This window comes from Sinorhizobium mexicanum, assembly GCF_013488225.1.
Lineage (GTDB): Bacteria > Pseudomonadota > Alphaproteobacteria > Rhizobiales > Rhizobiaceae > Sinorhizobium > Sinorhizobium mexicanum.
On record NZ_CP041238.1, the window covers coordinates 787,206 to 812,610 of the forward strand.

The following is a 25,405-nucleotide window of genomic DNA, read 5'->3' on the forward strand; positions in this document are numbered from 1 at the left end:
TTTGTGCGTTCATTTGAACCCACGGCGCTCTAGACGGACTGCCGGCCAAGATGAGTTTTGCGCCGCCGCTTGCATCGGCTTTGCCAGCTCCGCTTTCGCAAGGAGCCGTTGCGCATCGAGAATGTTGGGTCCTGTCGCTGTCTCGGGCGGTCGGGACCGAGGGAGACATTGTAAACGTGTCAGGCTCTTTGCATTTCCGGGCCGTGGGGCAGCGTGCGAGGGACGGACGGAACAGGCCGACGTCCGCCACGCGACCATGGGAGGCGCGCCAATGAGCGCGCAGCTTGCCCGGTACCTCAAGGATTTCAGCGCACCGAAGATCGAGTTGTCGAGGATGCCGCCGAAATATTTCCCGGACATCGACGCCGACTTTCCGGCCGTGGATCGTCCCGGTGCGAGGCCCCCCATGCCGGAGATTGATGTCGATGCCGAGCGGCTCGATGCCTTCGCCCTGGGTCGCGCCGAGGCCAGTGCCGAACTCGTCTTCGAGCATGAAAGAGAGATTGCCGAACTCAAGGCGCGCCACGCCGAGGAAATGGAAGCGTTGACGCTGCGCCTCGAAGAGGAAGTTGCAGGCAGACTGGCAAGCAAGATCACGGAAATGACCGAGCGGCTTGCCCTCGGCCTTGGTGACCAGACGGCGCGCGTGCTTGCGCCGGTCATGGAGGAGGCGCTGCTGAAGCGCGCCATCGAAGATCTGGCGCATATGGTCCGACAGGGGCTCGCTGCAGGCGAGGGTTGCGTGATCACGGTCAAGGGGCCGCTCACTCTTTTTGAGGCGCTGAAGCGGCACATGCCGGATGACGCGGCGCTTTTCCGCCATATCGAAACCAACGACATCGATCTCGCGGTCGAAATGGGTGACGCCGTGCTGGTGACCAGAATGGCCGCCTGGTCCGATACCGTCCGGAAAGTTCTGGCATGAGTGACGAAAGCCATCATAACGGCAAGAACGAAATCATCATCGTCAAGCGTTCGTCGGACGGCCACGGCGATCATCACGGCGGTTCGTGGAAGATCGCCTATGCCGACTTCATGACGGCGATGATGGCTTTCTTTCTGGTGATGTGGCTGATCAACGCCGCCAACGAAGAGACGAAGGCGGCCATCGCATCCTACTTCAACCCGGTGCAGCTTACCGACCAGAAGCCCTCGGAGAAGGGGCTCAAGGATCCGGCCAAGGACGCCCAGGGTGAGCAGACGCAGCAGCGGTCGAAGACTGACGGCGAACAATCGAAGTCCGGCGGCACCGCCAAGAAGGGCGATCAGCTGACGGCAACCTCCGGCGAGGAAACCAAGTATTCCGATGCCGATTTCTTCGAGAACCCCTATTCGGTGCTTTCCGAGATCGCCAAGGAAGTCGGCCAGCAGGCGAATATCAGCGTCAAGGGCGATGGCGGCGCGGCGCAGTCGGGTCCGGCGACGGGTGCCGAGGGCGGTGAAGCCTACCGCGATCCTTTCGATCCGGATTTCTGGACCAAGCAGGTCGAGATCAAGGAGGCCGGCAATGCTGCGACAAGCGACGTAGCAGCCGCGACGAACCCCGGGCAGCTCGGAACTGCCGAGCAAAAGCCGGCGGCCGACGGCCAGATGCCGGCCAAGATCGAAAACCAAGCGGGCGCGAGCGCGGACGCATCCAAGCCTGAACTCGACGGAAAAGATCAGCAGAAAGAGGCAGAGGCGCTTAAAGCCGAAATCAAGAAGGAACTCGGCGAAAATGTCGGGCGGCTCATTGAGGGGCTCATGGTGACCCCTGCAGAGGGCGGCCTTCTGGTGACCATCAGCGAGCAGACGGACGCGCCGATGTTCGCGGTCGGCTCCGCCGTGCCGCAGAAGGAACTCGTGCTCGCCATGGAAAAGATCGGCCGGCTGCTCGCAGCGCGCAAAGGTGCCGTGGCAATTCGCGGCCACACGGATGGCCGCCCGTTCAAGGACGGAACCTACGACAACTGGCGACTCTCGGCGGCGCGCGCGCAGAGCGCCTATTACATGCTCGTTCGTGGCGGGCTGACGGAAGACCGTGTGAGCCAGATCAGTGGCTTTGCGGATCGGCGCCTTCAGGTCCCGGGCGATCCCTACGCGCCCGGCAACCGGCGCATCGAAATCCTGTTGCAGTCGGGACAGGGCTGATCGGATGCTGAAGCGGCTGCACGCCATTCTCCTGATGTCGGTTCTGGCCCTCCCGCTTGTCGTCGGGCTTGCCCGGGCGGGCGAGGCGGAAGAGCTCGCGCCCTTCAAGATGATAAGGTCGCTGCAATTCGTTCAGGATTCGGTCGTGCTCGGCGATCATTCCGCGATCGAGATGCAGCGCTTCATGCTGGCGGCGATCGACAAGCGGCTGAGGGCCGTAGAGCAATCGGCCTTCCGCGATCCGCGCAACGTCGATGCGGCGCTGGTCTATGTCATGAGCGGCGGCAACCCCGACACGCTCGACTATCTGGCCGATCGCGACATCGAGGGAAATTTCGATAGCAGGGTAACGGAGGCGCTGCGACAGTATCTGGGGGGCAAGGGCGCGCTGATCGTCGAAGCCCTTTCCAGGGCCGTGCCGGAATACAAGAACGCCCGCATCGGCCCCTATCTTTTCCTGATCCTCGGCAACGCGACCTCGCAGCAGGACCCCCTGGCTGCGATGAAATATTACGATTGGGCCCGTCTGGCTGCGCCGGGCACGATCATCGAGGAGGCGGCGCTGCGGCGCTCCGTCTTTCTGGCCGCAAAGGCGAACGAACCGGATAAGGGGTTTCGCTACGCCTTGAGCTATGCGCGGCGCTACCTGACGTCGCCTTATGCAAGCCAGTTCGCGGACGTGTTCGTCGAACTCGCGGTTGCGCATTTCGATGAAGCGGCCGAGCAGAGGGTTTCCGAAGTCCTGGCTTTCATGGATCAACCGCGCCAGCGCGAGGTCTATCTTCGTGTTGCCCGGCGTGCGGCGATCGGCGGCAACGAGACCCTCGCGCGGCTTGCCTCGGAACGGGCCGAAGGCCTCGCTGACGGCAGCACTTCGCAGTCGCAGGTACTGGCGAGCTTTTATGAGGGGCTCGCCGCGGTGCCCTCTGCGGACGTGTTCGCGGCCGCCGAAACCATCAGTGCAATTCCCGACGAAAAACTGTCCCCGCGCGATCGGGCGCTCCGCGATGCGGCCAAGGCGATTGCGGACGCTGTTGTGCAACTACCGCAGGATGAAAGCTCCACGCAAGCATCAGCGCCTACACCGGACGGAATCGCCGCAGAAGAGGGCCAGGCCGTATCCGAGGAGACAGGAAGCGGGATGAGCCCATTCGGCGGGACGGTTGAGGCATCGGGCGGGTCGCGCGACGGTGACAAGACCGGTGCCGGAGCGGCCCCGCCTGCGGACCCTGCACTTGACGGGTTCCTCACCAGCGGTCGCTCGAAGATCGCCGAGATCGATGCGCTCCTGAAGGACGAAGGACTATGAGACCTCTTGAAGAGAGTTTGCGCGGCCCGACTCCGGCGCCGACAGGCAAGGCGGCGTCCAGGCACGGCGCAAGGGAAGAGATCGGGCAAGCGCCCGGCGGCTTCGAAGACGCGATTGCCGACGCCGGCCGCCAGAAAGCACCGGGGCGGGGCCCGGCCACTGGCGATGCCAAACAGCAAACGGACAATCGATCCGCGAACGGCTCGCAGGATCCGACCGACAACGCCACGGCAGCCGACGGTCGCAAAATACGGGCCTCGATCGGACGCAACGGACTGGAAGGCAGCTGGGACGCGGAAACATTGCACGACCTCGGCAATGGCGGTGCGGAAGATAAGAACGCAGCCGCCAATCGATCGACATCGGATGCGCGTTCCGTCCGCGAGCAGGCGATGAAGCGTCTCCAGCGCATGGGCCTCGCGAACAAGGAACGTACGCTCTCGGGCAGAGATCCTGGCGGCGAGCCAGACATGAATGCGCTGGTGCAGAAGATGGCTGCCCTCGCGCGCGGGCAGGCAAGGGCAGGCGCCGCGGCAACGGCCGAACCGCCGGCGGGCGCCGAGCAAGAGGATGCTTTCGGCACGGCCGAGCCGGCAAAGGGGACCGTCGACGATCTGCTTACGATGCTCGGCGCGGCGGCCGTGATAACCGCGGCCCTGCAGCAGCCGGAAAGCGAGGGCCGCTTGTCGGGCGATCGCACCGTGCCGGGTAACGCGGCCCGAATCAAAGCCGGCGAAGGTTTGGCCGACTTGACGCCAGACGACGGTTTGCACGGCGAGAGCGACGTGTCCGATTCTGATCAACTGTTCCGCTTTGCCCGTGCAGACGGTAAGGGCCAGGCCGTGTCGATGGCCATTTCGAGAGATGGGGAGAAGGCTGTCGTCGATAATGCCAAGCCGGCCACCACGGCCAAGGCGGAAAACGTCACTGTTCTGGAAGCGCGCCGTTATCTCGGCTTGGCCATGAACCCCAACGCCACGTCGGTGACCGGCGCGATTGCGGGGGACAGTGGATGGGCGCAGTTGATGCAATCGAGCACAGCTTTGGCGCAAGCCGACGCCTCGAGCCAAGTGGGCAAGACGCTCAACACGCTCAAGATCCAGATGCATCCGATCGAGCTCGGCGTGGTGACGGCGACCTTGCGGTTGAAGGATGACGAATTGCAAGTCGACCTGAAGGTGGAGTCCGGCGAGGCGTTCCGCCAGTTGCGTGACGACCAGGGCGAGATGGTGAAAGCCTTGCGCGCCCAAGGCTTCGCGGTCGACCAGGTGAACATCGTGTTCAATGCCGGCGGCGACGCTTCATCCGGCGGCAATGCGCAGCAACAGGCGCAAACAGCCCACGGCCAGCAGGGGCGCGAACACGCCGGCGAGGGGAGCGGACAGGAGCGCCAGAGACAGGATGGCGCGCAAGCGGCGGCAGCAGAAAGGCGGACGGGCAATGATGGACTGGGTGATGCGCCGGCTGACGCTGAGCGCACTCGTGCTGGCTACGTCTACATGTAGCGCCTGGGCAAGCGCCGGCATCTGCGAGCGCGAGATCCTTTCTGCCGCTTCAAAATACGGCATTCCGACGGGTATTCTCTATTCCGTGGGCCTGACCGAGACCGGCCGCAAAGGATCCCTCCAGCCTTACGCGATGAACATCGAAGGCAAGGCTTATTTCGGCACCAGTGTTGAGGACGTCTTGGCACGCTTCGGCACGGCGCGGGCGCAAGGGGCGAAGCTCATCGATCTCGGCTGCATGCAGATCAACTATTACTTCCACGGCGAGAATTTCCGTTCGCCGGAGGAAATGCTTGATCCGCGCAAGAATGTCGAATATGCCGCGCGCTTCCTGTCCAATCTGCGCGCCAGGCACGAGAGTTGGACGATGGCCGTCGCGCGTTATCATGCCGGTCCGAACAACGATCCGGCACAGAAAAAATACGTCTGCCGGGTGATCGCGAATCTCGTCGCGACAGGCTACGGCAAGTGGACGCCGAACGCCACGCAGTTCTGTCAATAATCAACCTAAGATTGCTCTGGCGGGGCCGCGGCCGCATTATGGCGACAATGCGGACGGATTGTGATGGCAAGCGGATTTGTTGCAGTTCGTTAACTTTTCCACACGATTTTAGTGTCATGATTAACAAACGCCTACTAGATATAGATCAAATCGGCACGTAGTCCTTAATCAACTATTAAAAGCTCCCATTAACTTCCTCTAGTTGTTCGTGAATCCCTCGATTCGTACCTCTTTATCAACGAGGCACCCATATTGATTCGGAGGCGGACGAATGATCGTGGTGGTTGATGATAGAGAGCTCGTAAAGGATGGCTACACGTCCTTGTTCGGGCGCGAAGGTATTCCCTCGACGGGCTTTGATCCGAGGGAATTCGGCGAGTGGGTAAACACGGCTGCGGACTCGGATATCGATGCGGTCGAGGCGTTCCTGATCGGGCAGGGCGATAGCGCATTCAGCCTGCCGCGCGCGATCCGTGACCGCTCGATGGCGCCGGTCATCGCGATGAGCGACACACCTTCGCTGGAAAACACCCTGGCGCTATTCGACTGCGGGGTCGACGACGTCGTGCGCAAGCCGGTTCACCCGCGGGAGATACTCGCTCGGGTTGCCGCGATCCGCCGGCGCCTCAAGGCAATCACCAACTATACCGATATCGGACCGATCCGCGTTTTCGCCGACGGCCGCGATCCGGAAATCAATGGCGAGGTCTTCGCCCTGCCGCGGCGCGAGCGGCGCATTCTCGAGTACTTGGTCGGCAACCGCGGCCGCCGCGTATCGAAGTCCCAGATCTTCAACGCGATCTACGGCATCTTCGACGAGGACGTCGAGGAGAACGTGGTCGAAAGCCACATCAGCAAGCTGCGCAAGAAACTGCGCAAGAAGCTTGGTTTCGACCCGATCGATTCCAAGCGTTTCCTTGGCTACTGCATCGACTGGAATTGAGTGCCCGGCGGCGATCCGGGCGCCTCAAGACAGGTTCACGCAAGGCCCGGCTCCTAGTGTCGCCGCAACGAGGAATTGAGGATCCGATATGAGTCTCTACGGTACCATGAGAACCGGCGTTTCAGGCATGAACGCCCAATCGAACCGGCTCAGCACGGTCGCTGATAATATCGCGAACGCCAATACGACCGGCTACAAGCGCGCATCGACGGAATTCTCATCGATGATCCTGCCGTCGAGCAATGGTGCCTACAACTCTGGCGGCGTGGAAACGCAGGTCCGCTACAGCATCTCCGAGCAGGGAGCACCGGTCTATACGACGTCCGGCAGCGATCTCGCCATCGATGGCGGCGGCTTCTTCATTGTTCAGGCTGCCAATGGTCAGGAATACCTGACACGTGCCGGCGCCTTCGTACAGGACAAGGAAGGCAATCTCGTCAACGGCGGCTTTACGCTGATGGGTTACGAATACCAGGCCGGTGTCGATCCGACGGTTGTCGTCAATGGCTTCGACGGTTTGACCAAGGTGAACCTCAGCTCCGAAGGCCTGATCGCCAAAGGCTCGACCAAGGGCGACATGGGCGGCAATCTTCCATCGGGAGCTGCCGTAGGCGATGCGCATCCCACGTCGCTTGTTGTGTACGATAGTCAGGGCAACACCCGCATCCTCGACTTCATCTACACCAAAACCGCAGCAAACAACTGGTCGCTCGAAATCCGCGATCGCGCCACCTATACGGCCGGTCCGCCCGCCACCGGCGTGCTCGGCACCGCGGCCCTGACCTTTGATGCAAGTGGTGCGCTGACGACTTCTCCGGCAACGGTCACGACCACGGCAATGACGGGCCTACCCGGGACCGGCGCAAATCTCGCCGCGCTCACAATCGACCTGACCAAAACCACGCAGCTCGGTTACGACTTCAACTCCGACGGTGGTCACATTGACGGCAACAAGCCGAGCAAGGTCGCCGGCTTCCAGATCGATGCCGATGGCATTGTCTACGTCAAATACGAGAACGGCGACCTCGACCCCCGCTATCGCATCGCGCTCGCCAATGTGCAGAGCCCGGACAAGCTGCTGCCGGAGTCCGGCAACGTCTACTCGCAGGGCGTTGATTCCGGCGTCATCGTCACCGGCTTCGCTGGCGGCGGCAACTTCGGCAACATTCTTTCCGGCGCGCTCGAAAGCTCGAACGTCGATATCGCCGAAGAATTGACGGCGATGATCGAATCCCAGCGCAACTACACGGCCAACTCCAAGGTCTTCCAGACCGGCTCTGAATTGCTCGACGTACTGGTCAACCTGAAACGGTAATCGAAAGAGAGACGGTCCGCGTTATGTCGCTGTCCACCGCAATCACAATCGCGCAATCCGCTTTCAACACCACGGCGGCCCAAACGGCCATCGTGTCGAAGAACATCGCGAATGCGGGCAACGCGGACTATTCGCGTCGGATGGCGCTGCTGGGCACGACGCCATACGGAGCGCAGGTCGTCTCGATCTATCGGGCGCAGAACGAGGCGCTGCTCAAGCAGAGTATCGCCAGCATCGGGCAGGCTTCGGGCCAGGGCCGCCTCCTCTCGGGTCTGGAGCTTCTGAAATCGTCGCTCGGCGGCAACGACTACGAAACGTCGCCGGCGAAATTCCTGGCGGCGTTCCGCGACAGCCTGCAGACATTCGCTTCGACGCCCGGAAACCCTTCGATGGCCGCTTCAGCGGTATCGGATGCCGGCGATCTGGCCAACTCTATCAGCACGACCGCAAGGGCTGTTCAGAGCCTGCGCGCCGATGCCGACAAGGAGATCGCGATCGAGGTCGAGAAGCTGAACAGCCTGCTCGCCGATTTCGAAAAGGCGAACAATGCCGTCAAGTCGGCCACCGCCCAGGGGCTGGATGCTAGCGAAGCCCTCGACCAACGCGACAAGATCCTGAAGCAGGTGTCGGAGATCATCGGCATCTCGACGGTGACGAGGGCCAATAACGACACGGTGATCTACACGGCGGATGGCACGGTACTCTTCGAGACCATGCCCCGAGCTGTCACCTTTGCCCCAAAAGCAGCCTATGACGCGACGATCACCGGCAACAAGATCTATGTCGACGGTGTGCCGGTTGCTGCGGGTTCCGGAGCCAACACGACGGCCGAAGGCAAGCTGGCGGGCTTGCTTCAATTGCGCGACGACGTGGCGCCTACGTTTCAGTCGCAGCTCGACGAAATCGCCCGCGGTCTGGTGACACTCTTCCAGGAGGGCAATCCGTCCGGCGTGCCGCCGATCCCCTATGCGCCAGGACTTTTCACCTGGGCAGGTGGTACGGTTCCGCCAGCGGGCACGTTCGTACCCGGCCTTGCAGCGACGCTTGCCGTCAATCCCTTGGCAAAAGCCAATCCGATGCTGCTGCGTGACGGGGGTTTCAACGGTGTCGTGTCCAATCCGGGCGGAGCGGCAACACCCGACGCGGGCTACACCGCGCTGCTCGAAGGCTTTATCGACGCCATGGGTGAGGACATGGCTTTCGACCCGGCAACGGGCCTCGACGGAAGCAGCTCGATCCTCGATTTCGCAACATCGTCGGTCGGTTGGCTGGAGCAACTGCGCAGCACCGCCTCGACCGCCAGCGACAACAAATTTGCGCTTCTCGCTCGCACGCAGGAAGCGCTGAGCAAGGAAACCGGCGTCAGCATCGACGAGGAATTGTCCCTGCTGCTCGACCTGGAGCAATCCTACAAAGCATCGGCCAAACTGGTCAGTACGGTGGACGCCATGATGGCGGCCCTTCTCGAAGCCGTGAGGTAATTATGAAGACGTCCTTCGTTTCGAATCTGGCGGTACAGAACGCCATGCGGCTGACGATTCAGCAGCAGCAGGCGGAGATGCTTAATCTTCAAAAGGAACTGACGACCGGCCGCCACGCCGATGTCGGCCTCACGCTCGGAGCGACGACCTCGCGCTCGCTCAACCTGCAACGCGAGCTCGCGCGAATGAACTCGCTGACGAGCACGAACTCGATCGTCAACCAGCGGCTCTCTGCCTCCCAGGAGGCACTTGAGACCATGGCGAGCGCTGCGCAAAAGGTCCGCGACACACTCGTGACCTTCAAGGGCAACGATTCCGCCGACAAGCTGGCGATCCAGAAGACGGAAATCGACAGCGCTCTTTCGCTTTTCACGTCAGCGGCGAATACCTCGTTCAACGGCGAGTTCCTGTTCTCGGGAATCAATTCGGACGTGAAGCCGCTCGCGGACTATAACTCCGCGGCAACCTCGACTGCCAAGGCTGCGTTCAACACGGCGCTCTCGACATACATGGCCGCTCAGGTTCCGCCGCTGACGTCGATGGACCAGTTCTCCGTCGCGCAGATGCAGGACTTCATCACCACGGTCGTGGAACCGATGTATACCGGCGCGCAATGGGATGCCAATTGGTCCGATGCATCGAACCAGAACATGACGAGCCGCATCAGCACGTCCGAGGTCGTCGAAAGCTCGACGAACGTCAACACGACCGGGGTGCGGATGTTCGCGCTCGCGAGTGTGATCGCCTCGGAACTGATGGACAAGGGCGTCACTTCGGAAGTCCGCAACGCGATCGGAGAAGCAGCCATCGATTACGTCGAGCAGGGTATTACCGGCATCGACGCCGAACGCAGCAAACTCGGCGTCGCCGAGGCTCGCGTAAAGAAGGCAAACGACTCCCTGGCGGCACAGATCAAACTCGTCACCACGCATATCGGCGACATCGAAGGCATCGACGAGGAGGCGGCGTCGACGCGCATAAACCTTCTGAAAACGCAGCTTGAGACATCCTACACGCTCACATCGCGGATTCAGCAGTTGAGCTTGCTCAATTTCCTCTGATCGAGAGGAACCGGACAAACATGAAGGATGTCTGAATGTATCAATTTTCGTATGCCGAGATCATGGAGGACGGCGTCGCCGATTCCAAGGATCGCGAACGGCAGGTACTCGATCGCTCGATCGCGCTCTTGGAGGCGGCGAAACAGCAGAGCGGGTATTCGAGGGAGGCTATCGAGGCGATCTATTTTACCCGGCGCGTCTGGATCCGCTTCATCGAGGATTTGCGCACGCCGGATAACCAGCTCAACGAAGAGCTGCGCGCCAATCTGATTTCGATCGCCATCTGGATCTTGAACGAGACGGAGAAGATCCGCAAACGCGAATCTTCCAACTTCCAAGGCATCATAGACATTACCACCATCATCAGGGATGGACTGAAATGAAGAGCACACTGCGTATCTCGCTGAAGTCGGGCGAAAGGATTTTTGTAAACGGCGCGGTGCTTCGCGTTGACCGCAAGGTCGCGGTCGAGTTCCTGAACGACGTCACCTTCCTCCTGGAAAATCACGTGCTGCAGCCGGAAGACGCGACGACCCCGCTGAAGCAGCTCTACTTCATTGCCCAGATGATCCTGATCAATCCGGAAGGCGCCGAACAGTCGACGGCCATGTTCCGCAAATCGATCGTCATGCTGCTCAACTGCTTCAAGAACGAAGAGGTTCTGGCCGAGCTGAAACGGATCGACGGTCTCGTCACGCAAGGGCGTGCCTTCGAGGCGCTGAAGGCCATACGGGCGCTTTATCCGATCGAGGACCGTATTCTCAACGCGCAGGAAATCACGCCGGCAACGGTCGAGCAGATTCGCAAGGAGATCGCACCATGGCGGTAAGTGGCGTCAACTCGACTTCGACAAGCTATACGCCGACGGTTTCGGCCACGGAATCGACGGACGACGCGAGCGCCGCGACGCTGAACTACGAGAGTTTCCTGAAGCTGCTCGTGGCGCAGATGAAGAACCAGGATCCGACCAGCCCGATGGACGCGACGCAGCAGATCGCCCAGCTCGCGACCTTCTCGCAGGTAGAGCAGACCATCAAGACCAACAAGAACCTCGAAAGCCTGCTGCAACGGACGTCGCTCAGCGAAGCGGACGCGGTTATCGGCAAGACGGTGACGAGCGCTGACGGCAAGACGACTGGTGTTGTCAAGGAAGTGAAACTATACTCAGACGGAATCATCGCCGTACTGGATACGGGCAAGGAGCTCGTTATCGGACCCGGCGTCAAAGTGAAGTGATCTCCGCATGAACGAGGCTGACGCCCTTGATATTGTGCAGGCTGCAATCTGGACCGTGATCGTGGCCTCGGGGCCTGCGGTTCTCGCCGCGATGGTGGTCGGCGTCGTCATTGCTTTTATCCAGGCCCTGACCCAGGTCCAGGAAATGACGCTGACCTTCGTGCCGAAGATCCTGGCGGTCATGATCACGGTCGCCGTTTCCGCACCCTTCGTCGGTGCGCAGATCTCCATCTTTACCGACATCATCTTCTCCCGGATCCAGTCCGGATTCTGATTATCTCCGCCTGCTACATGTTTCCTAAATCCTATTCGATTCAGGCAAAAAACATGCAGCGATTCAAAGCGCTACAGCGACCTTGTGCGTCTAAAAAGACGCACGGCGCTGTAGTACCACCTTCGCGCAAGCTTGAGGCTTTAGGCCTTTGCCATAGCTTGGGCAGCTTTCGCGGACTGCTGCCCGCCTCTCATGAAGAGACGGAAGAGACATGGCACAACAGGCAGCGCTGACCATCCCGAAACTCGCACCCAAGAGCAGGGACATCGGCTTTGCGCTCGGGATCGTGATGATCCTGTCGATCCTGTTCCTGCCGATTCCGCCGTTCCTGATTGATCTGGGGCTGGCGTTCTCGATCGCTTTCTCGGTGCTGATCCTGATGGTCGCGCTGTGGATCCAGCGGCCGCTGGAGTTCTCGTCCTTTCCGACCATCCTCTTGATTTCCACGATGACGCGCCTGTCGCTGAATATCGCGACGACGCGCGTCATCCTTTCGCACGGGCATGAAGGCCACGGTGCTGCGGGCGGGGTCATTTCCGGTTTCGCCAGCCTCGTGATGTCCGGCGATTTCGTCATCGGTCTGATCGTCTTCCTGATCCTAATTACGGTGAACTTCATCGTCATCACCAAGGGTGCGACGCGTATCGCCGAGGTCGGCGCCCGCTTCACCCTCGACGCGATTCCCGGCAAGCAGATGTCGATCGACGCCGATCTTTCGGCCGGTCTGATCGACGAGAAAGAGGCGCAGCGCCGCCGCCGCGAGCTGGAAGAGGAAAGCTCCTTCTACGGGGCGATGGACGGCGCGTCGAAATTCGTCCGCGGCGACGCAATCGCCGGCCTGATCATTACCGCGATCAACATCTTCGGCGGCATCATCATCGGCTATCTCCGCCACGACATGCCGATCGGCGAGGCGGCTGACGTTTTCGTCAAGCTCTCCGTTGGCGACGGCCTCGTCTCGCAAATCCCGGCACTGATCGTCTCGCTCGCCGCCGGCCTGCTCGTCTCGCGCGGCGGCACCGCCGGCTCCACCGACCAGGCAGTCGTCGGCCAGCTCAGCGGCTATCCGCGGGCACTGACGGTCGCCGCCGGCCTGATCATCCTGCTTTCGGTCATGCCGGGGCTGCCTTTCCTGCCGTTCGCCGCTCTCGGCGGGGGCATGGCCTTCCTCGGCTGGCTCATTCCGAAGCAGCTTGAGGCCGCCGATGCTGAGAAGCGGGCGCAGGAGGCGATGAAGGCGCAGGAGACCAAGGAGAGCGACAAGGATTCGGTCAAGTCGGTGCTGAAGACGGCGGAGATCGAACTTCTGCTCGGCAAGCAGGTGTCGACGCGGCTGCTCGGCGCGCATCAGGAACTCGCTTTCCGCGTCGGCAAGATGCGCCGCAAATTTGCCGGCCAGTACGGCCTCGTCGTTCCGGAAATCAAGGTCTCCGACGATATCTCGATCCCGGACAAGGCCTACCACATTCGCATTCACGGCACGACGATCGCGTCCAACACGGTGCGGGTCGGCGAAGTGCTGGTCGTGACTGGCGGAGGTCGCCGGCCGAGCGTGCCCGGCGACGAGATCAGGGAGCCAGCCTTCGGCATGCCGGCCGTCTCGATCCTGGAGACCTTCACGGAAGACCTGAAGCGCGAGGGGTTCCACCCGATCGACAACGTCTCGGTGGTGCTGACCCATCTGAGCGAGGTCATCCGCAATAATCTTCCGCAGCTCCTCTCCTACAAAGACGTGAAGGTGCTGATCGAGCGGCTCGACCCGGAATACCGAAAGCTTGCAGACGAGATCTGCACGTCGCACATGTCCTATTCGGGTCTGCAGGCGGTCCTGAAGCTGCTGCTTGCAGAGCGGGTATCGATCCGCAACCTGCACCTCATCCTCGAAGCCGTGGCCGAGCTTGCACCGCATGTGCGCAAGACCGAGCAGATCGTCGAGCACGTGCGCGTGCGTATGTCGCAACAGCTCTGCGGCGACCTCGCCGACAACGGCGTTCTCCGCGTTCTCCGGCTCGGCAACAAATGGGACATGGTCTTCCATCAGGCGCTCAAACGCGATGCCAAGGGAGAAATCGTCGAATTCGACATCGATCCCCGTCACCTGGAAGAATTCAGCGAACAGGCGACCAAAGTTATCCGTGAACATCTCGATCGCGGCATGCCCTTCGTGCTGGTAAGTTCGCCCGAATCCCGTTCTTATGTTCGCATGATCATCGAACGCCTCTTCGCCACGCTGCCCGTGCTCTCCCATGTCGAGCTCGCCAAAGGCCTTGAGATCAAGATCATCGGCTCGATTTCATGATCACCGACCCGGAGGGCACGGTACTGGCGCTGTTTGCGGCCTTTTGCCGGATCGGCGCCTGCATCATGATCATGCCGGGATTTTCAGCCGCGCGCGTTCCCGTCCAGGTCCGGCTGTTCATCGCCGTTGCGATATCGATGGCCATCTTGCCGATCATGTGGAACGACATCTACCCGCAGGTCACAGGAAAGGGCCACACCTACATCTACCTCATCGCCACCGAGACGATCGTCGGTGCCGTCATCGGTCTCGTCGCGCGTTACTATGTGCTTGGCCTGCAGTTCGCCGGCACGGCCGCGACCATGCTGATGGGTTTCAGCCCGCCGCCGACGGCGGACGTGCTTGAAGATACGGCCGAAAACCAGCTCACCAGCTTGATCAGCTTCGCCGGCCTGATGATCCTGTTCATGCTGGATTTCCACCATGTGATGATCGAGGCGGTCGCCCAATCCTACCGTGTGATGCCGATCGGCAGCGGCTTTGATCCGCAAGGCGTGCTGATCACGCTCGCAAACTCGCTGGGGCAGACCTTCATGATCATGCTCAGGCTCGCGAGCCCGTTCCTGATTTATGGCCTGCTTTTCAACGTCGCGATTGGCATGGTGAACAAGCTCGCTCCGCAGATTCCGGTCTATTTCATCTCCCAGCCCTACCTCATCATGGGCGGCATGTTCCTCCTCTATCTCGGGATCGCCGCAATGCTGCGGCTCTTCGCCGACGGCTTCGCGCCGGTAATGCAGGGAGGCTAGGGATGAAGACGCGGTCGGAAAAACTGAAGCGCCTGGTCGCCGTCCAGCGACACCTCGAGCGCATGGCGGAAAGCGAATTCACCGAGACCGCGCGCCAACGCGCGGTTCTCGCCGAAACGATCGACGTGGTCGTCGACGCAATGGGTTCGGCTCACCCGATGCATCGCATCTTCTCGGGTCATTACGCCTCCCACCTCGGGCGCCTGGTACAGAAGGATCAGATGCTGCTCGGCATTCAGCAGGTTCACGAGGCGCGCATGCTGAGGGAGCGCGCGAAAGGCGACCGGTTCGAGGAGCATATGAAGGATGCCCGCCTTGCGGAGGATCGGGAGGCGGCCGACAGCTCGATCCTCGATCTGATCGATCAGCACCTCTCTACAGCGCCGCGCGTCTGATCAGACGCGCAAAGGGCCGCTGTAGAACTTTGAGTTTCTGCATGATTTTGGCCTTAACTCGATTCCGATTTAAGGAATTATGCAGGAGCGGTCCGCCAGCTTCCGGTAAGGTTGAAGGACGATAGTGCGTCATCGGGGCTGCCCTTCGAGTGATGGGCAGGCCCGGTTCGGGACATTTGCGGCCGCGCAGGATTGCGGGCGCTTCGGTTCGAGAGGATCTGACATGGCTATTTCTCCGCCCAGCGACCTTGTGATGGACGTTGTCCGTGCGGCCGATCCGGCGGAAATCCAGGAGGCTCAGGCAAGGCTCAAGGCCAACCGAGCCGCCTTCCAGGCAACGAGCCTCGCGGAAAACGGCAACGGCTTTGCCGCGGCCGTTTCCGTTCTCGACCCCTCCGAGGGATCGACGGGACTGGGCGACATCAACAACCGGGTCGAGCAGAAGAAGATTCCCGAGACCTATCGGAAATTCGAGGCGATGGTGCTGCAGAATTTCGTGAAATCCATGCTGCCGAGCGAAAGTGAAAACGTCTATGGCAAGGGCACAGCCGGCGACGTCTGGAAGAGCATGATGGCCGAGCAGATCGGCGATGTTCTTGCCGCAGGCGGCGGTATCGGTATTGCCGATCAGTTGGTCGGAGACAATGCAACCGGTCGGGTGAATGCATCCGTCGACGGCAACAGCCACAACCTTGCGACGAGCATGGTCCAGGAATATGAGCGCAAGGCTCTCTCCGGCTTTTTGACCAACGATGAAAAGAAGAAGCAAGCCTAGAGCTTTCACTGTTTTTCACTGAAACAGCGAAATGCTCTAATCCTTCGAAACTACGCAATTCCACACGGAAAACCGCTACGCACCTTTCTTGGAATTGCTCTAGAGCGGGCGAGCATATCCGGCGGTTTCCGCCTGCATCGCGCCTTGGAATTTATTTTGGGAGTTTATTTTTATGGAAGCTGTGGCATCGAACGACGTACGGATTCGCAATGTTCTCGGCCGGCTGGAAATGATCATCGACAACGAGAACAGCCGCATCGGCGTGGACCCTGATTTCGATATCAAGACGTCAAACGCACACAAGAGCCGCTGCCTCTACGAACTGACGATGCTCCACCGGGATGCCATTCCCGGCGCAATCTCGCCGGCCTTCGTTTCGCAGACGCGCCATTTGCGCAACAAGCTGCAGGTCAACTCCCAGAAGGTCGAGGCGCATCTGGAGGCGGTGCGTTCCGTGGTCGATCTTCTCAAGACGGCTGCCCAGGATGCCGACGCGGATGGCATCTACACCGAAGCGCAGTTCCGCTATAGCGATTTCTGATGCTGAAGCTCGTTCTCACCGGGGTCTGGGTCTGCGCCGTCACGCTCGGATCCGTCTATTTCTCGATGCAATATGCTTCCGCGCCTGTCGTGTCGGAGGCCGACGCGGACAGACGCGCATCCGAGGAATACATACCGGGCGAGATCATCACGGTCCCGGTCATCAAGGAAGGGGCAGTGCAGGGATATTTCCTTGCGAAGCTGTCCTTTTCGGCCACCAAGGAAGGCATTGCGAAGCTGCACGCGCCGCTTCGGCAGCTCGTGACGGACGAGCTTTACGACATGCTCGTCGGCTCGAAGTACGTCGACCTCGCCGACACCGGATCGTTCGATCTGCCGACCTTCAAGGTCGCGGTGAAGGATGGGCTGAACAAGAAGCTCGGCAATGAAGTGATTACCGAGGTTCTGGTGGAACAGCTCGAATATCTCACCAAGGATGATGTTGAGCGCGTCGCCAACAGCCAGAACAGGCCATATCAGAAACCCGTTCCTGTCGTGGACAAGAATGGCAACATCGCCGCGGACAAGATCCCCGAAGGGGCGGTGAAGGCGAACAGCAGCGCCCATTGACCGGTCCTACAGCGCCGCGCGTCCAATCGGACGCGCTAAGTTCGCTTTAGCACTTTGTTCGCGAGCCGGCCTTAGAGCAATTCCAGGAAAAGTGTGTAACGGTTTTCCGTCCGGAATTGTGTTGTTTCAAAAAGTTAGATCGTTTCACTGCTTCAATGAAACAATGAAATGATCTAGGTGACGTTGCGCGTCCGGTCTTGCGCCTCGGCGGAGCCGATCTTCGCCGTCAGCCGGCCAACCGCGACGTGGAGCGGATAGAGGCTTGCAGCGGCAAGCCCGGTCTCCGCCCAAAGTTTGAGGCCGACCGGAAGAGAGGTGGCGATGAGCGCAAGGGATTTACCGAGCGTTCTCAACCGACCGGAGAATGTCGGATCGCGCTGGTGCTCCAGGAGTGCCGAGATCGCACCGTTCTCGAGACTGCGGGCGCGGATCCACGACCTCGTGGTGTGAAAAACTGGGACCGTTTCCGCGACCCAGGCTTCCGTTGCCCAGGCGAGCGTGAACCCCTTCGCCTTGCACCGGTCGAAGAAATCCGCGTCGCCGACGCCGACGACATTGAGTGCCGGATCCAGAAACGGCCGCGCCATCCCGTCGAGCACCGCCCGGGTTATGAGGACGTTGCCTGCCGAATAGAGGATCGGTACCGGTCCGCTCTCTTTGTAAGGCGGCGTGAAAACGGGGTGCCGCTTCCACTTCTGCTCGCGCGGATCCTCGAAGACGGGTAGTTGTGGCCCGCCGACGATATCGGCCCCATGGGTTTCCTGGACCGCAACGAGGCAATCGAGCCATTCCGGAGCGGCAACTTCATCGTCATAGATGACGGCGAGCGCGCGGAGGTTGGGATAGAGATCGAGTGCCGCCGCCCATCCGGCATTGCACGCATGGGCGTGTCCGCGCCGGCGAACGACGACAACGGCGGAATCGGACGGATGCCCGAGAAAGAAGCCTTTCGCCACCTCCGCGCCGGCAAGGCCATCGGCGTCACTCTCCACCACAATCGTGGCGGAGGGAACGTCAGGCCGTTGCGAAACAATGGTTTTCAGCGTTTTGACGATATGATCGGGCCGGCGGAAGGTCGGTACGACGACCACAAGTTCGATATCCGCCGCATCTTCCCGCTTGGTCTGGAAATAGACGGTGATGTCCTGACCGTTCGGCGTCATCTTGAGACCCGTGCGCGCAGATAGCCGGCAAGCACTACAGCAAAACTTCCTAAACAGATGTTGAATCCGGAAAACGGCTTTTGAATGAGAGCCTTAAACGCCGTTTCATGGCAAGCGGCTAAAATGAAAAAAATAGTCTCTCATCCCGTGTGGCAACATGTTTCCAATACCGGTTTCTTCTATCGCGGCGACGGCAAAGCCCGCCTCAGCCTCCGATACCGCGCGAAGCACTTGGCAATGGCCTGTCGCCAATTCGCTCGGCAGGACCGGGGGTGGGTCATGATGAACGCCCTCTCGCGCATTGCCGCTATGACATCCGGGCGAATAGCTTCCAGCGCGCCACCTCGCGATTTCGGTTGGGCCGATGCCCTGGCCTTCGCCGACACGGTCGTCTCCCGGCCCAAGTGGCATGCGGTGGTGACCGACCGCATGTTTCCGTCAAGTCGGGATGCGATGGCTTTCGTACCCGCGCTGCTGACCTATATCGAAAAGCCGATGCGTGTCGCGGTGATCGGGTCGGGCCGTCATGTTGCGGAGCGCACCGCCGAAAATTTTCGCAGCCACGCGCCCTGGCACCAATTCATCGCGCTCGGTGGCTTTTCCGGTGAGGCGAACGCCCTCGGGGAAGTACGCGCGCTCCGGCCCGATATTCTTCTCGTGGCGATCGAGAACTCGAAACAGGAGAAATGGGTCGATCGAAATATCGCTCCCGAGCACGGCCGGCTCGTCATCACCGTCAGCGAATATCTACCTCGGGAATTTTCCCGCACGCCCGCTCTCCTTCGCTGGCTCGAACGGCTTTATCGGCTCATGGCCGAGGTTGGGCGGCGGCGCACCTATCACGCCTTTCGGTGGAGGCCGATAGAGCGCGATCTCGCCAACGCTGCCGGACAGAACCATTTCGAACTGTCATCGGGGCGTATCGCGGCAGTCGCCGTATCTCGCGCAAATGAAACCGTTGCCGGATAAATCGTCGTTGACCGACGTCGAAACGGTTCTTGCCGGTGCGGCGGATCCTTCACGACGGGGCAGGCGGAGCCCATCCCGATCTTTCAGCGATGCAAGGAAATGCGGCGGTCGTTCGTCGGATTGCTGTTCCGGCCTCGTCGGCTCTTGCATTTATGCGTTTGGAACAGCATAGGGCGCATGCAGGCAATCGCTTGATGCCGTGCGAACTAGAGTGTGCCGCGTGAAGGACAAACCGGGAGATACGCCGTGACGACTGTGATTGATGGCAAGGCCGTTGCCGCTTCGGTCATCGAAAACGTGAAATCCGCCACAAAGACGCTGCAGGCGGAAACCGGGGTACGCGCCGGGCTCGCGGTGGTGATCGTCGGAGACGATCCGGCAAGCCACACCTATGTATCGGCGAAGAGCAAGATGGCCAAGGAATGCGGTTTCCTTTCGGTCCAGCACACGCTGCCGCAGGAAACATCGCAGGAGGAACTGGCGGCGCTTGTGGCCGAACTCAACGCGGACGCCTCCATCCACGGCATTCTCGTGCAGTTGCCTCTCCCGAAGCATCTTCGTTCGGAGCCGATCATCCAATCCATTCTCCCTGAGAAGGATGTCGACGGCTTGCATGTCGTCAATGCCGGCAAGGTCGCGACCGGAGATCTCGAAGGCGGGCTCGTGTCGTGCACGCCAGCCGGGGCTATGGTGTTCGTGCGCCGCACGCATGGCGAGGATCTTTCCGGATTGAACGCCGTCGTCATCGGCCGTTCGAACCTCTTCGGCAAGCCGATGGCGGCGCTGCTTCTTGCCGCCAATGCGACGGTCACGACGGCGCATTCGCGCACGAAGGATCTGCCTGCTGTTTGCCGCAACGCCGATATTCTGGTTGCCGCCGTGGGCCGCCCGGAAATGGTCAAGGCCGATTGGGTGAAGCCCGGTGCGACGGTGATCGATGTCGGCATCAATCGCGTCCCGGCGCCGGAACGTGGTGAAGGCAAGACAAAGCTCGTCGGCGACGTCGCCTTTGAGGAATGCGCCAAGGTCGCGAGCGTGATCACGCCCGTCCCCGGCGGTGTCGGCCCGATGACTATCGCCATGCTGATGGCGAACACGATCATTGCCGCCTGCCGCAAGGCCGGTCGCAAGCCGCCGAAGTTCTGAGGCGATATCGGTGGGGCGGCTCTCTGCCGCCCACACTTCGATTCCTATTTGCCCGGTGCCGGCCCCGTCGAGGCGCGAACGATCAGTTCTGGGTGCCAAAGCTCCTGATCGGGGTAGGTGCCGCGTTCCAGGATGCCGCCAATCAGCCGGCAGGCGACGCGTGCGCCGGCGGCCCTCAAGGACGAGCGCGTCGTCGTCAGCGGTACGCTGAAATTTTCCGGCTTCAGCATCGGCAAAACATCGTCGTGAGCGATGATCGAGATGTCCGTACCGACGATGAGGCCGGCTTGATTGATCGCGCGCACGGCGCCAAGTGCCAGAGCGGTACTAGAGCAGAGAACGGCGGTCGGCGGATTCGGCTGCATCAGGAAGCGCTCCATGCTGCGATAGCCATATCCATCGGTCATGACCGAGTGGTGCACCAATGTCTCGTCGAGATCGAGACCCCACTCCTTGAGCGCGCGCGTGACACCCTTTTTCCGGCGAATCGCGAAGGCCAGGTGCTCCTGCCCGTTGATGAGCGCGATCCGCCGATGGCCGAGCTGAATGAGAAGCCTCGTCGCCTCGTAGAAGGCGGCGGTGTTGTCGATGTCGAGGAACGGATAGTCTTTCGAGCCGCCGATCGATCGGCCATGCACGATAAAAGGGATGGACAGCGACTTCAGCATGGCGATGCGCGGGTCATTGGCGCGCATATGGGCGAGAAAGAGGCCGTCGACATTGCCGCTGGCCGCCAGCCGTCGGAACGTCGACTCCTCATCCTCGGGCGCGCTCGGGTTCAGCACGAAATGAAAATCATGCTTGACGGCCTCTTCGGCGAGACCGGCGAGAAATTCGCCGAAATGAATGTCCGATCCGATACCGGATGCGATCGGCATCACGAGGCCAATGGAGTAGGCCTTGCCGGTCGCGAGCCGCTGCGCGGCACGGTTGGGCCTGTAGCCCGTCTCGCGGACCGCTTTCAGGACTCGCTGACGCGTCTTGGCGTTGACTTCCGGGTAGCCATTGAGCGCTCGGCTGACCGTCGTCTGCGACAGGCCGAGCAGCTCCGCTAGCTGCTTAAGTTTGACCGGCATGGCCTTCTCCCAAAGCGCTTTGGATGCCCCTTTCATTTAGGATATTCCGGTCAGCGCCGCCAATGTCCTCTACCACCCGTTCCGTGCCGGAAAAAGCGGAAAACCGCGTTTTCGCGGCGCAAAATGTTGATGCATAGCAATATCCACGTTGCATCGAGGCGAGCCGAAGGAAAGCGCTTGACTCTTCGTCCGCGGCGATGATTTCTTAGCAAACTCAAAGCGCTTTGAATTGCGCGTAGATGATCCACCCGCGGCGCAACGTCGGGGTTCATGTTGGGAGGACGATAACGTGAAGAGATCATTCCTGATGGGCGTGGCTGCGCTCGCCCTGGTAGTGGAGGTTGCCGATGCTGCCGAGCTGAAATTCAAGCCCGGCGAGGACTCCAAGTTCAACTGGGCGAGCTTCGAGGATTTCAAGAAGGGTCACGACCTCAAGGGGCAGACGCTGACGATCTTCGGGCCCTGGCGTGGCGAGGACGAGGCGCTCTTCAAGAGCGTCTATGCTTACTTCGTCGAGGCGACCGGCGTTGATCTCAAGTATTCGTCCTCCGAGAACTACGAGCAGCAGATCGTCATCGACACGCAAGCTGGCAGCCCGCCGGACGTCGCAATCCTGCCGCAGCCGGGCCTCATCGCCGACCTTGCCTCGAAGGGCTATCTGACGCCACTCGGCGACGAAACCAAGCAATGGTTGCTCGATAACTATGCCGCCGGTCAATCCTGGGTCGACCTCTCCACCTACAACGGCAAGGACGGCAAAGCGGCGCTTTATGCATTCCCCTACAAGATCGACGTGAAGTCGCTGGTCTGGTACGTGCCGGAAAACTTCGAAGACGCAGGCTACGAAGTGCCGAAGACCATGGAAGAGTTGAAGGCGCTGACCGAAAAGATCGCCGCCGACGGTCAAAAGCCATGGTGCATCGGTTTGGGTTCGGGCGGTGCGACCGGCTGGCCGGCGACCGACTGGGTCGAGGACCTGATGCTGCGCACGCAGCCGGCCGATGTCTACGACAAGTGGGTCAAAAACGAGATTCCGTTCACCGATCCGGCCGTCACCGGCGCATTGGACGAGTTCGGCTGGTTCGCGCGTAACGACAAGTTCGTGGACGGTGGCGCCGCGGCCGTTGCCTCTGCTGACTTCCGTGACAGCCCGAAGGGCCTCTTCGCCTCGCCGCCGAAGTGCTACCTGCACCATCAGGCTTCGTTCATTCCGTCCTTCTTCCCGGAAGGCACGGTGATCGGCGAGGACGCCGATTTCTTCTACATGCCTCCCTATGAAAGCAAGAAGGACCTCGGCAATCCGGTGCTCGGCGCCGGCACGCTTGCGATGATCACCAAGGACACCCCGGCCGCACGCGCCTTCATCGAGTTCCTGAAGACGCCGATCGCGCACGAGGTCTGGATGGCCCAGACGAGTTTCCTGACGCCCTACAAGAGTGTCAACGTGGAGACTTACGGCAACCCGCCGCTGAAGAAGCAGGGCGAGATCCTGCTCAACGCGACGACCTTCCGTTTCGACGGGTCCGACCTGATGCCGGGCAAGATCGGTGCGGGCGCCTTCTGGACGGGCATGGTCGATTACGTAGGCGGCAAATCGTCTGCCGACGTCGCAGCCGGCGTGCAGAAGGCGTGGGACGCCATCAAGTAAGATCAAATAAGACGGCGGACGATGCTTATCTCGTCCGCCGCTCCTTCATTTCCGGGTTGCCTCAGCAATCGGGTAATCCCAATCACGAGCGGTAGCCGCCATCATGCGATGCGCCGGGAGCATCCTGCTCCGGGGCGCGTTTAAGGGGAGGGATGTGCCATGCAGCAGCTACTCGCTGCCATTCTGACGATGATTGCCGGTGTCTTGGCTTGCGCAGCCTATTTCTGGGGCACCAATTTCATTCTCGACCGAATTTTCCCATCGAAGGGCCTCTCCGGCAAGGCCGCCTCCCGCAACCTGCGCATCACCAATGCCATCCGGCCCTGGTTGTTTCTGGCGCCCGCACTGTTTGCGCTGACGATCTATCTCATCTACCCCGTCTACATGTCCGTCGTTTTCAGTTTCCATGATCGAGGGGGAGTGAACTTCGTCGGCTTCAGTAACTACTTCTGGATGGTCAATGACGGTGAATTCCGTCAGTCGATCTTCAACAATTTCCTCTGGCTGCTGGTCGTTCCGGCACTCTCGACCTTCTTCGGGCTCATTATCGCGGCGCTGACGGACCGCATCTGGTGGGGCAATATCGCCAAGACGCTGATCTTCATGCCGATGGCCATTTCCTTCGTCGGCGCGGCCGTCATCTGGAAGTTCATCTACGACTACCGTGCGGAGGGGGCCGAGCAGATCGGGCTCTTGAATGCCATCGTCGTCGCCTTCGGCGGCGCGCCGCAAGCCTGGATCACGCTGCCCTTCTGGAACAATTTCTTCCTCATGGTCATTCTCATCTGGATCCAGACCGGATTTGCGATGGTCATCCTCTCCGCGGCGCTGCGCGGGATACCGGAGGAGACCATCGAGGCCGCGGTGATCGACGGCGCCAATGGCCGGCAGATCTTCTTCAAGATCATGGTGCCGCAGATCTGGGGCACGATCGCTGTCGTCTGGACCACCATCACGATCCTGGTGCTAAAGGTTTTCGATATCGTTCTGGCGATGACGAACGGGCAATGGCAGAGCCAGGTGCTTGCCAACCTCATGTTCGACTGGATGTTCCGGGGCGGCGGGGACTTCGGCCGTGGCGCATCGATCGCCGTGGTGATCATGGTTCTCGTCATTCCGATCATGATCTGGAACATCCGCAACGCGGCCAAGGAAATGAGGAGCCACTGAGATGAACCCAGCCACGCGCTCCCCGCTGATGTGGGCGGTCCATCTCTCGGTGCTTCTCATCGTCGCTCTCTGGACGATGCCGACCGCCGGCCTCCTGATTTCGTCCCTGCGCGACAAGGATCAACTCGCCGTTTCCGGATGGTGGACGGCTCTTGCCACGTCCTCGCGCAATGACGTCGCGCGCGCTCCGTCGCCCGAAAGCCAGGTCGAACGGGACGGCAAGTTCGTCATCTCCGGTAACGTTCTCGACGGTCAGGCCGGGCAGATCTCGGCCTTCGGCTTCTCCAGCCGCGAACCGGCGGCGTTCAAGGCCGGCGAGACTGCGGACTTGAACGGCGGCGAGAAGCTGACGGTGCAGGCGGACGGCAGCTTCGAAATCGTCTCCGATACGAGGATGGAAGGCTCGCGCGGCCAGCGCATCTTCTTCACCGCCGCGGCACCACCGCGTTTCACCCTCGACAACTACAAAGAGGTGCTGAGTGCGGAGGGCATCGGTGCGTCCTTCATCAACTCGCTGACGGTTGCCGTTCCATCGACGGTCATCCCGATTCTGATCGCTGCCTTTGCAGCCTATGCCCTGGCATGGATGCCGTTTCCGGGACGCGCGATCCTGATCGCCGTGGTCGTCGGGCTGCTGGTCGTGCCGCTCCAGATGTCGCTCATCCCGCTCCTGAAGCTCTACAACGGCGTTGGCGCATTCTTCGGTGTCCCGGCCAAGACCTACATGGGCATCTGGCTTGCCCATACCGGCTTCGGGCTGCCGCTGGCGATCTATCTCTTGCGCAATTATATGGCCGGCCTGCCGCGCGAGATCATGGAATCCGCGCGCGTCGACGGCGCCAGCGATTTCGACATCTTCGTCAAGATAATCCTGCCATTGTCTTTCCCGGCGCTCGCCTCCTTTGCGATCTTCCAGTTCCTCTGGACTTGGAACGATCTCCTTGTCGCGATCGTCTTCCTCGGTACCGGCCAGGATCAGCTTGTGCTGACGGGGCGGCTGGTCAACCTGCTCGGCTCTCGCGGCGGCAACTGGGAAATCCTGACCGCTTCCGCCTTCATTACCATCGTCGTTCCTCTGATCGTCTTCTTCGCTTTGCAGCGCTATCTCGTGCGCGGTCTGCTCGCGGGATCCGTCAAGGGCGGCTGACA

Annotated in this window: 26 protein-coding genes; 24 read left to right on the forward strand and 2 right to left on the reverse strand. The window is 60.8% G+C overall.

Annotated elements, in window-relative coordinates; all coding sequences use genetic code 11:
* Nucleotides 1–271 precede the first annotated feature (271 nt).
* The 19 genes from FKV68_RS03680 to FKV68_RS03770 all read left to right on the forward strand — a co-directional run bounded on the left by FKV68_RS03680 (nucleotide 272) and on the right by FKV68_RS03770 (nucleotide 17,084).
* Nucleotides 272–925 (forward strand): hypothetical protein, encoded by a 654-nt coding sequence (locus tag FKV68_RS03680; protein ID WP_180940184.1) that lies wholly within the window; start codon nucleotides 272–274, stop codon nucleotides 923–925.
* Nucleotides 922–2,130, forward strand: a complete 1,209-nt coding sequence (locus FKV68_RS03685; protein WP_180940185.1) for a MotB family protein — start codon at nucleotides 922–924, stop codon at nucleotides 2,128–2,130. Before FKV68_RS03680 ends, FKV68_RS03685 begins: the two co-directional genes overlap by 4 nt.
* A gap of 4 nt (nucleotides 2,131–2,134) precedes the next feature.
* A complete protein-coding gene (gene motC / locus FKV68_RS03690) occupies nucleotides 2,135–3,439 on the forward strand; it encodes a chemotaxis protein MotC (protein WP_180940186.1) in 1,305 nt (434 codons plus the stop codon).
* On the forward strand, nucleotides 3,436–4,944 hold the full coding sequence (locus FKV68_RS03695) for a flagellar hook-length control protein FliK (protein WP_180940187.1): 1,509 nt from the start codon (nucleotides 3,436–3,438) through the stop codon (nucleotides 4,942–4,944). Before motC ends, FKV68_RS03695 begins: the two co-directional genes overlap by 4 nt.
* Nucleotides 4,883–5,446: a transglycosylase SLT domain-containing protein gene (locus tag FKV68_RS03700; RefSeq protein WP_425347619.1), complete on the forward strand. Its 564-nt coding sequence runs from the start codon at nucleotides 4,883–4,885 to the stop codon at nucleotides 5,444–5,446. Before FKV68_RS03695 ends, FKV68_RS03700 begins: the two co-directional genes overlap by 62 nt.
* 271 nt (nucleotides 5,447–5,717) lie before the next feature.
* The gene (rem, locus tag FKV68_RS03705) at nucleotides 5,718–6,389 is read left to right on the forward strand and encodes a transcriptional activator Rem (protein WP_180940189.1); all 672 of its coding nucleotides are present in this window, start codon (nucleotides 5,718–5,720) and stop codon (nucleotides 6,387–6,389) included.
* A gap of 88 nt (nucleotides 6,390–6,477) precedes the next feature.
* Nucleotides 6,478–7,704, forward strand: a complete 1,227-nt coding sequence (locus FKV68_RS03710) for a flagellar hook protein FlgE (RefSeq protein ID WP_180940190.1) — start codon at nucleotides 6,478–6,480, stop codon at nucleotides 7,702–7,704.
* A 23-nt stretch (nucleotides 7,705–7,727) separates the two neighbouring features.
* On the forward strand, nucleotides 7,728–9,185 hold the full coding sequence (flgK, locus tag FKV68_RS03715) for a flagellar hook-associated protein FlgK (protein ID WP_180940191.1): 1,458 nt from the start codon (nucleotides 7,728–7,730) through the stop codon (nucleotides 9,183–9,185).
* Nucleotides 9,186–9,187: 2 nt separating this feature from the next.
* A complete protein-coding gene (locus tag FKV68_RS03720; protein WP_180940192.1) occupies nucleotides 9,188–10,246 on the forward strand; it encodes a flagellar hook-associated family protein in 1,059 nt (352 codons plus the stop codon).
* A gap of 35 nt (nucleotides 10,247–10,281) precedes the next feature.
* A complete protein-coding gene (flaF, locus tag FKV68_RS03725; RefSeq protein WP_180940193.1) occupies nucleotides 10,282–10,629 on the forward strand; it encodes a flagellar biosynthesis regulator FlaF in 348 nt (115 codons plus the stop codon).
* Complete coding sequence (flbT, locus tag FKV68_RS03730) at nucleotides 10,626–11,075, forward strand: flagellar biosynthesis repressor FlbT (RefSeq protein ID WP_153438395.1); 450 nt, start codon at nucleotides 10,626–10,628, stop codon at nucleotides 11,073–11,075. Before flaF ends, flbT begins: the two co-directional genes overlap by 4 nt.
* The gene (flgD, locus tag FKV68_RS03735) at nucleotides 11,066–11,482 is read left to right on the forward strand and encodes a flagellar hook assembly protein FlgD (RefSeq protein WP_180940194.1); all 417 of its coding nucleotides are present in this window, start codon (nucleotides 11,066–11,068) and stop codon (nucleotides 11,480–11,482) included. The genes flbT and flgD overlap by 10 nt, the downstream gene beginning before the upstream one ends.
* Before the next feature lie 7 nt (nucleotides 11,483–11,489).
* On the forward strand, nucleotides 11,490–11,756 hold the full coding sequence (fliQ, locus tag FKV68_RS03740) for a flagellar biosynthesis protein FliQ (RefSeq protein WP_136506065.1): 267 nt from the start codon (nucleotides 11,490–11,492) through the stop codon (nucleotides 11,754–11,756).
* 211 nt (nucleotides 11,757–11,967) lie between these two features.
* A complete protein-coding gene (gene flhA / locus FKV68_RS03745; protein WP_180940195.1) occupies nucleotides 11,968–14,055 on the forward strand; it encodes a flagellar biosynthesis protein FlhA in 2,088 nt (695 codons plus the stop codon).
* Entirely contained in the window at nucleotides 14,052–14,804 is a 753-nt protein-coding gene (gene fliR / locus FKV68_RS03750; protein ID WP_180940196.1) for a flagellar biosynthetic protein FliR, read from the forward strand. The genes flhA and fliR overlap by 4 nt, the downstream gene beginning before the upstream one ends.
* A gap of 2 nt (nucleotides 14,805–14,806) precedes the next feature.
* Complete coding sequence (locus tag FKV68_RS03755; RefSeq protein WP_180940197.1) at nucleotides 14,807–15,199, forward strand: hypothetical protein; 393 nt, start codon at nucleotides 14,807–14,809, stop codon at nucleotides 15,197–15,199.
* 223 nt (nucleotides 15,200–15,422) lie between these two features.
* Nucleotides 15,423–15,974 (forward strand): rod-binding protein, encoded by a 552-nt coding sequence (locus tag FKV68_RS03760; RefSeq protein WP_180940198.1) that lies wholly within the window; start codon nucleotides 15,423–15,425, stop codon nucleotides 15,972–15,974.
* A gap of 172 nt (nucleotides 15,975–16,146) precedes the next feature.
* Nucleotides 16,147–16,515 (forward strand): hypothetical protein, encoded by a 369-nt coding sequence (locus tag FKV68_RS03765; RefSeq protein WP_180940199.1) that lies wholly within the window; start codon nucleotides 16,147–16,149, stop codon nucleotides 16,513–16,515.
* A complete protein-coding gene (locus FKV68_RS03770) occupies nucleotides 16,515–17,084 on the forward strand; it encodes a hypothetical protein (RefSeq protein ID WP_180940200.1) in 570 nt (189 codons plus the stop codon). The genes FKV68_RS03765 and FKV68_RS03770 overlap by 1 nt, the downstream gene beginning before the upstream one ends.
* Before the next feature lie 173 nt (nucleotides 17,085–17,257).
* Here FKV68_RS03770 and FKV68_RS03775 read toward each other — a convergent pair whose 3' ends face one another.
* Nucleotides 17,258–18,247 carry a glycosyltransferase family 2 protein gene (locus tag FKV68_RS03775; RefSeq protein ID WP_180940201.1) on the reverse strand — a complete coding sequence of 330 codons (990 nt, stop codon included), beginning with the start codon at nucleotides 18,245–18,247 and terminating at the stop codon, nucleotides 17,258–17,260.
* A gap of 279 nt (nucleotides 18,248–18,526) precedes the next feature.
* Here FKV68_RS03775 and FKV68_RS03780 point away from each other — a divergent pair, with 279 nt between their 5' ends.
* Both FKV68_RS03780 and folD read left to right on the forward strand, forming a co-directional pair.
* Entirely contained in the window at nucleotides 18,527–19,216 is a 690-nt protein-coding gene (locus tag FKV68_RS03780) for a WecB/TagA/CpsF family glycosyltransferase (RefSeq protein WP_180940202.1), read from the forward strand.
* A 246-nt stretch (nucleotides 19,217–19,462) separates the two neighbouring features.
* Nucleotides 19,463–20,362, forward strand: coding sequence for a bifunctional methylenetetrahydrofolate dehydrogenase/methenyltetrahydrofolate cyclohydrolase FolD (folD, locus tag FKV68_RS03785; protein ID WP_180940203.1), 900 nt, complete (start codon nucleotides 19,463–19,465; stop codon nucleotides 20,360–20,362).
* A 44-nt stretch (nucleotides 20,363–20,406) separates the two neighbouring features.
* Here the strand turns inward: folD and FKV68_RS03790 are convergent, their stop codons facing one another.
* Complete coding sequence (locus FKV68_RS03790; RefSeq protein WP_180940204.1) at nucleotides 20,407–21,438, reverse strand: substrate-binding domain-containing protein; 1,032 nt, start codon at nucleotides 21,436–21,438, stop codon at nucleotides 20,407–20,409.
* Nucleotides 21,439–21,727: 289 nt separating this feature from the next.
* On the opposite strand from FKV68_RS03790, the gene FKV68_RS03795 reads away from it, so the two are divergent.
* From FKV68_RS03795 to FKV68_RS03805, 3 genes are all read left to right on the forward strand, one after another.
* Nucleotides 21,728–23,086 (forward strand): ABC transporter substrate-binding protein, encoded by a 1,359-nt coding sequence (locus tag FKV68_RS03795; RefSeq protein ID WP_180940205.1) that lies wholly within the window; start codon nucleotides 21,728–21,730, stop codon nucleotides 23,084–23,086.
* 159 nt (nucleotides 23,087–23,245) lie between these two features.
* The gene (locus FKV68_RS03800; protein ID WP_180940206.1) at nucleotides 23,246–24,256 is read left to right on the forward strand and encodes a carbohydrate ABC transporter permease; all 1,011 of its coding nucleotides are present in this window, start codon (nucleotides 23,246–23,248) and stop codon (nucleotides 24,254–24,256) included.
* A 1-nt stretch (nucleotide 24,257) separates the two neighbouring features.
* Nucleotides 24,258–25,403: a carbohydrate ABC transporter permease gene (locus FKV68_RS03805; RefSeq protein ID WP_180940207.1), complete on the forward strand. Its 1,146-nt coding sequence runs from the start codon at nucleotides 24,258–24,260 to the stop codon at nucleotides 25,401–25,403.
* Nucleotides 25,404–25,405 lie beyond the last annotated feature (2 nt).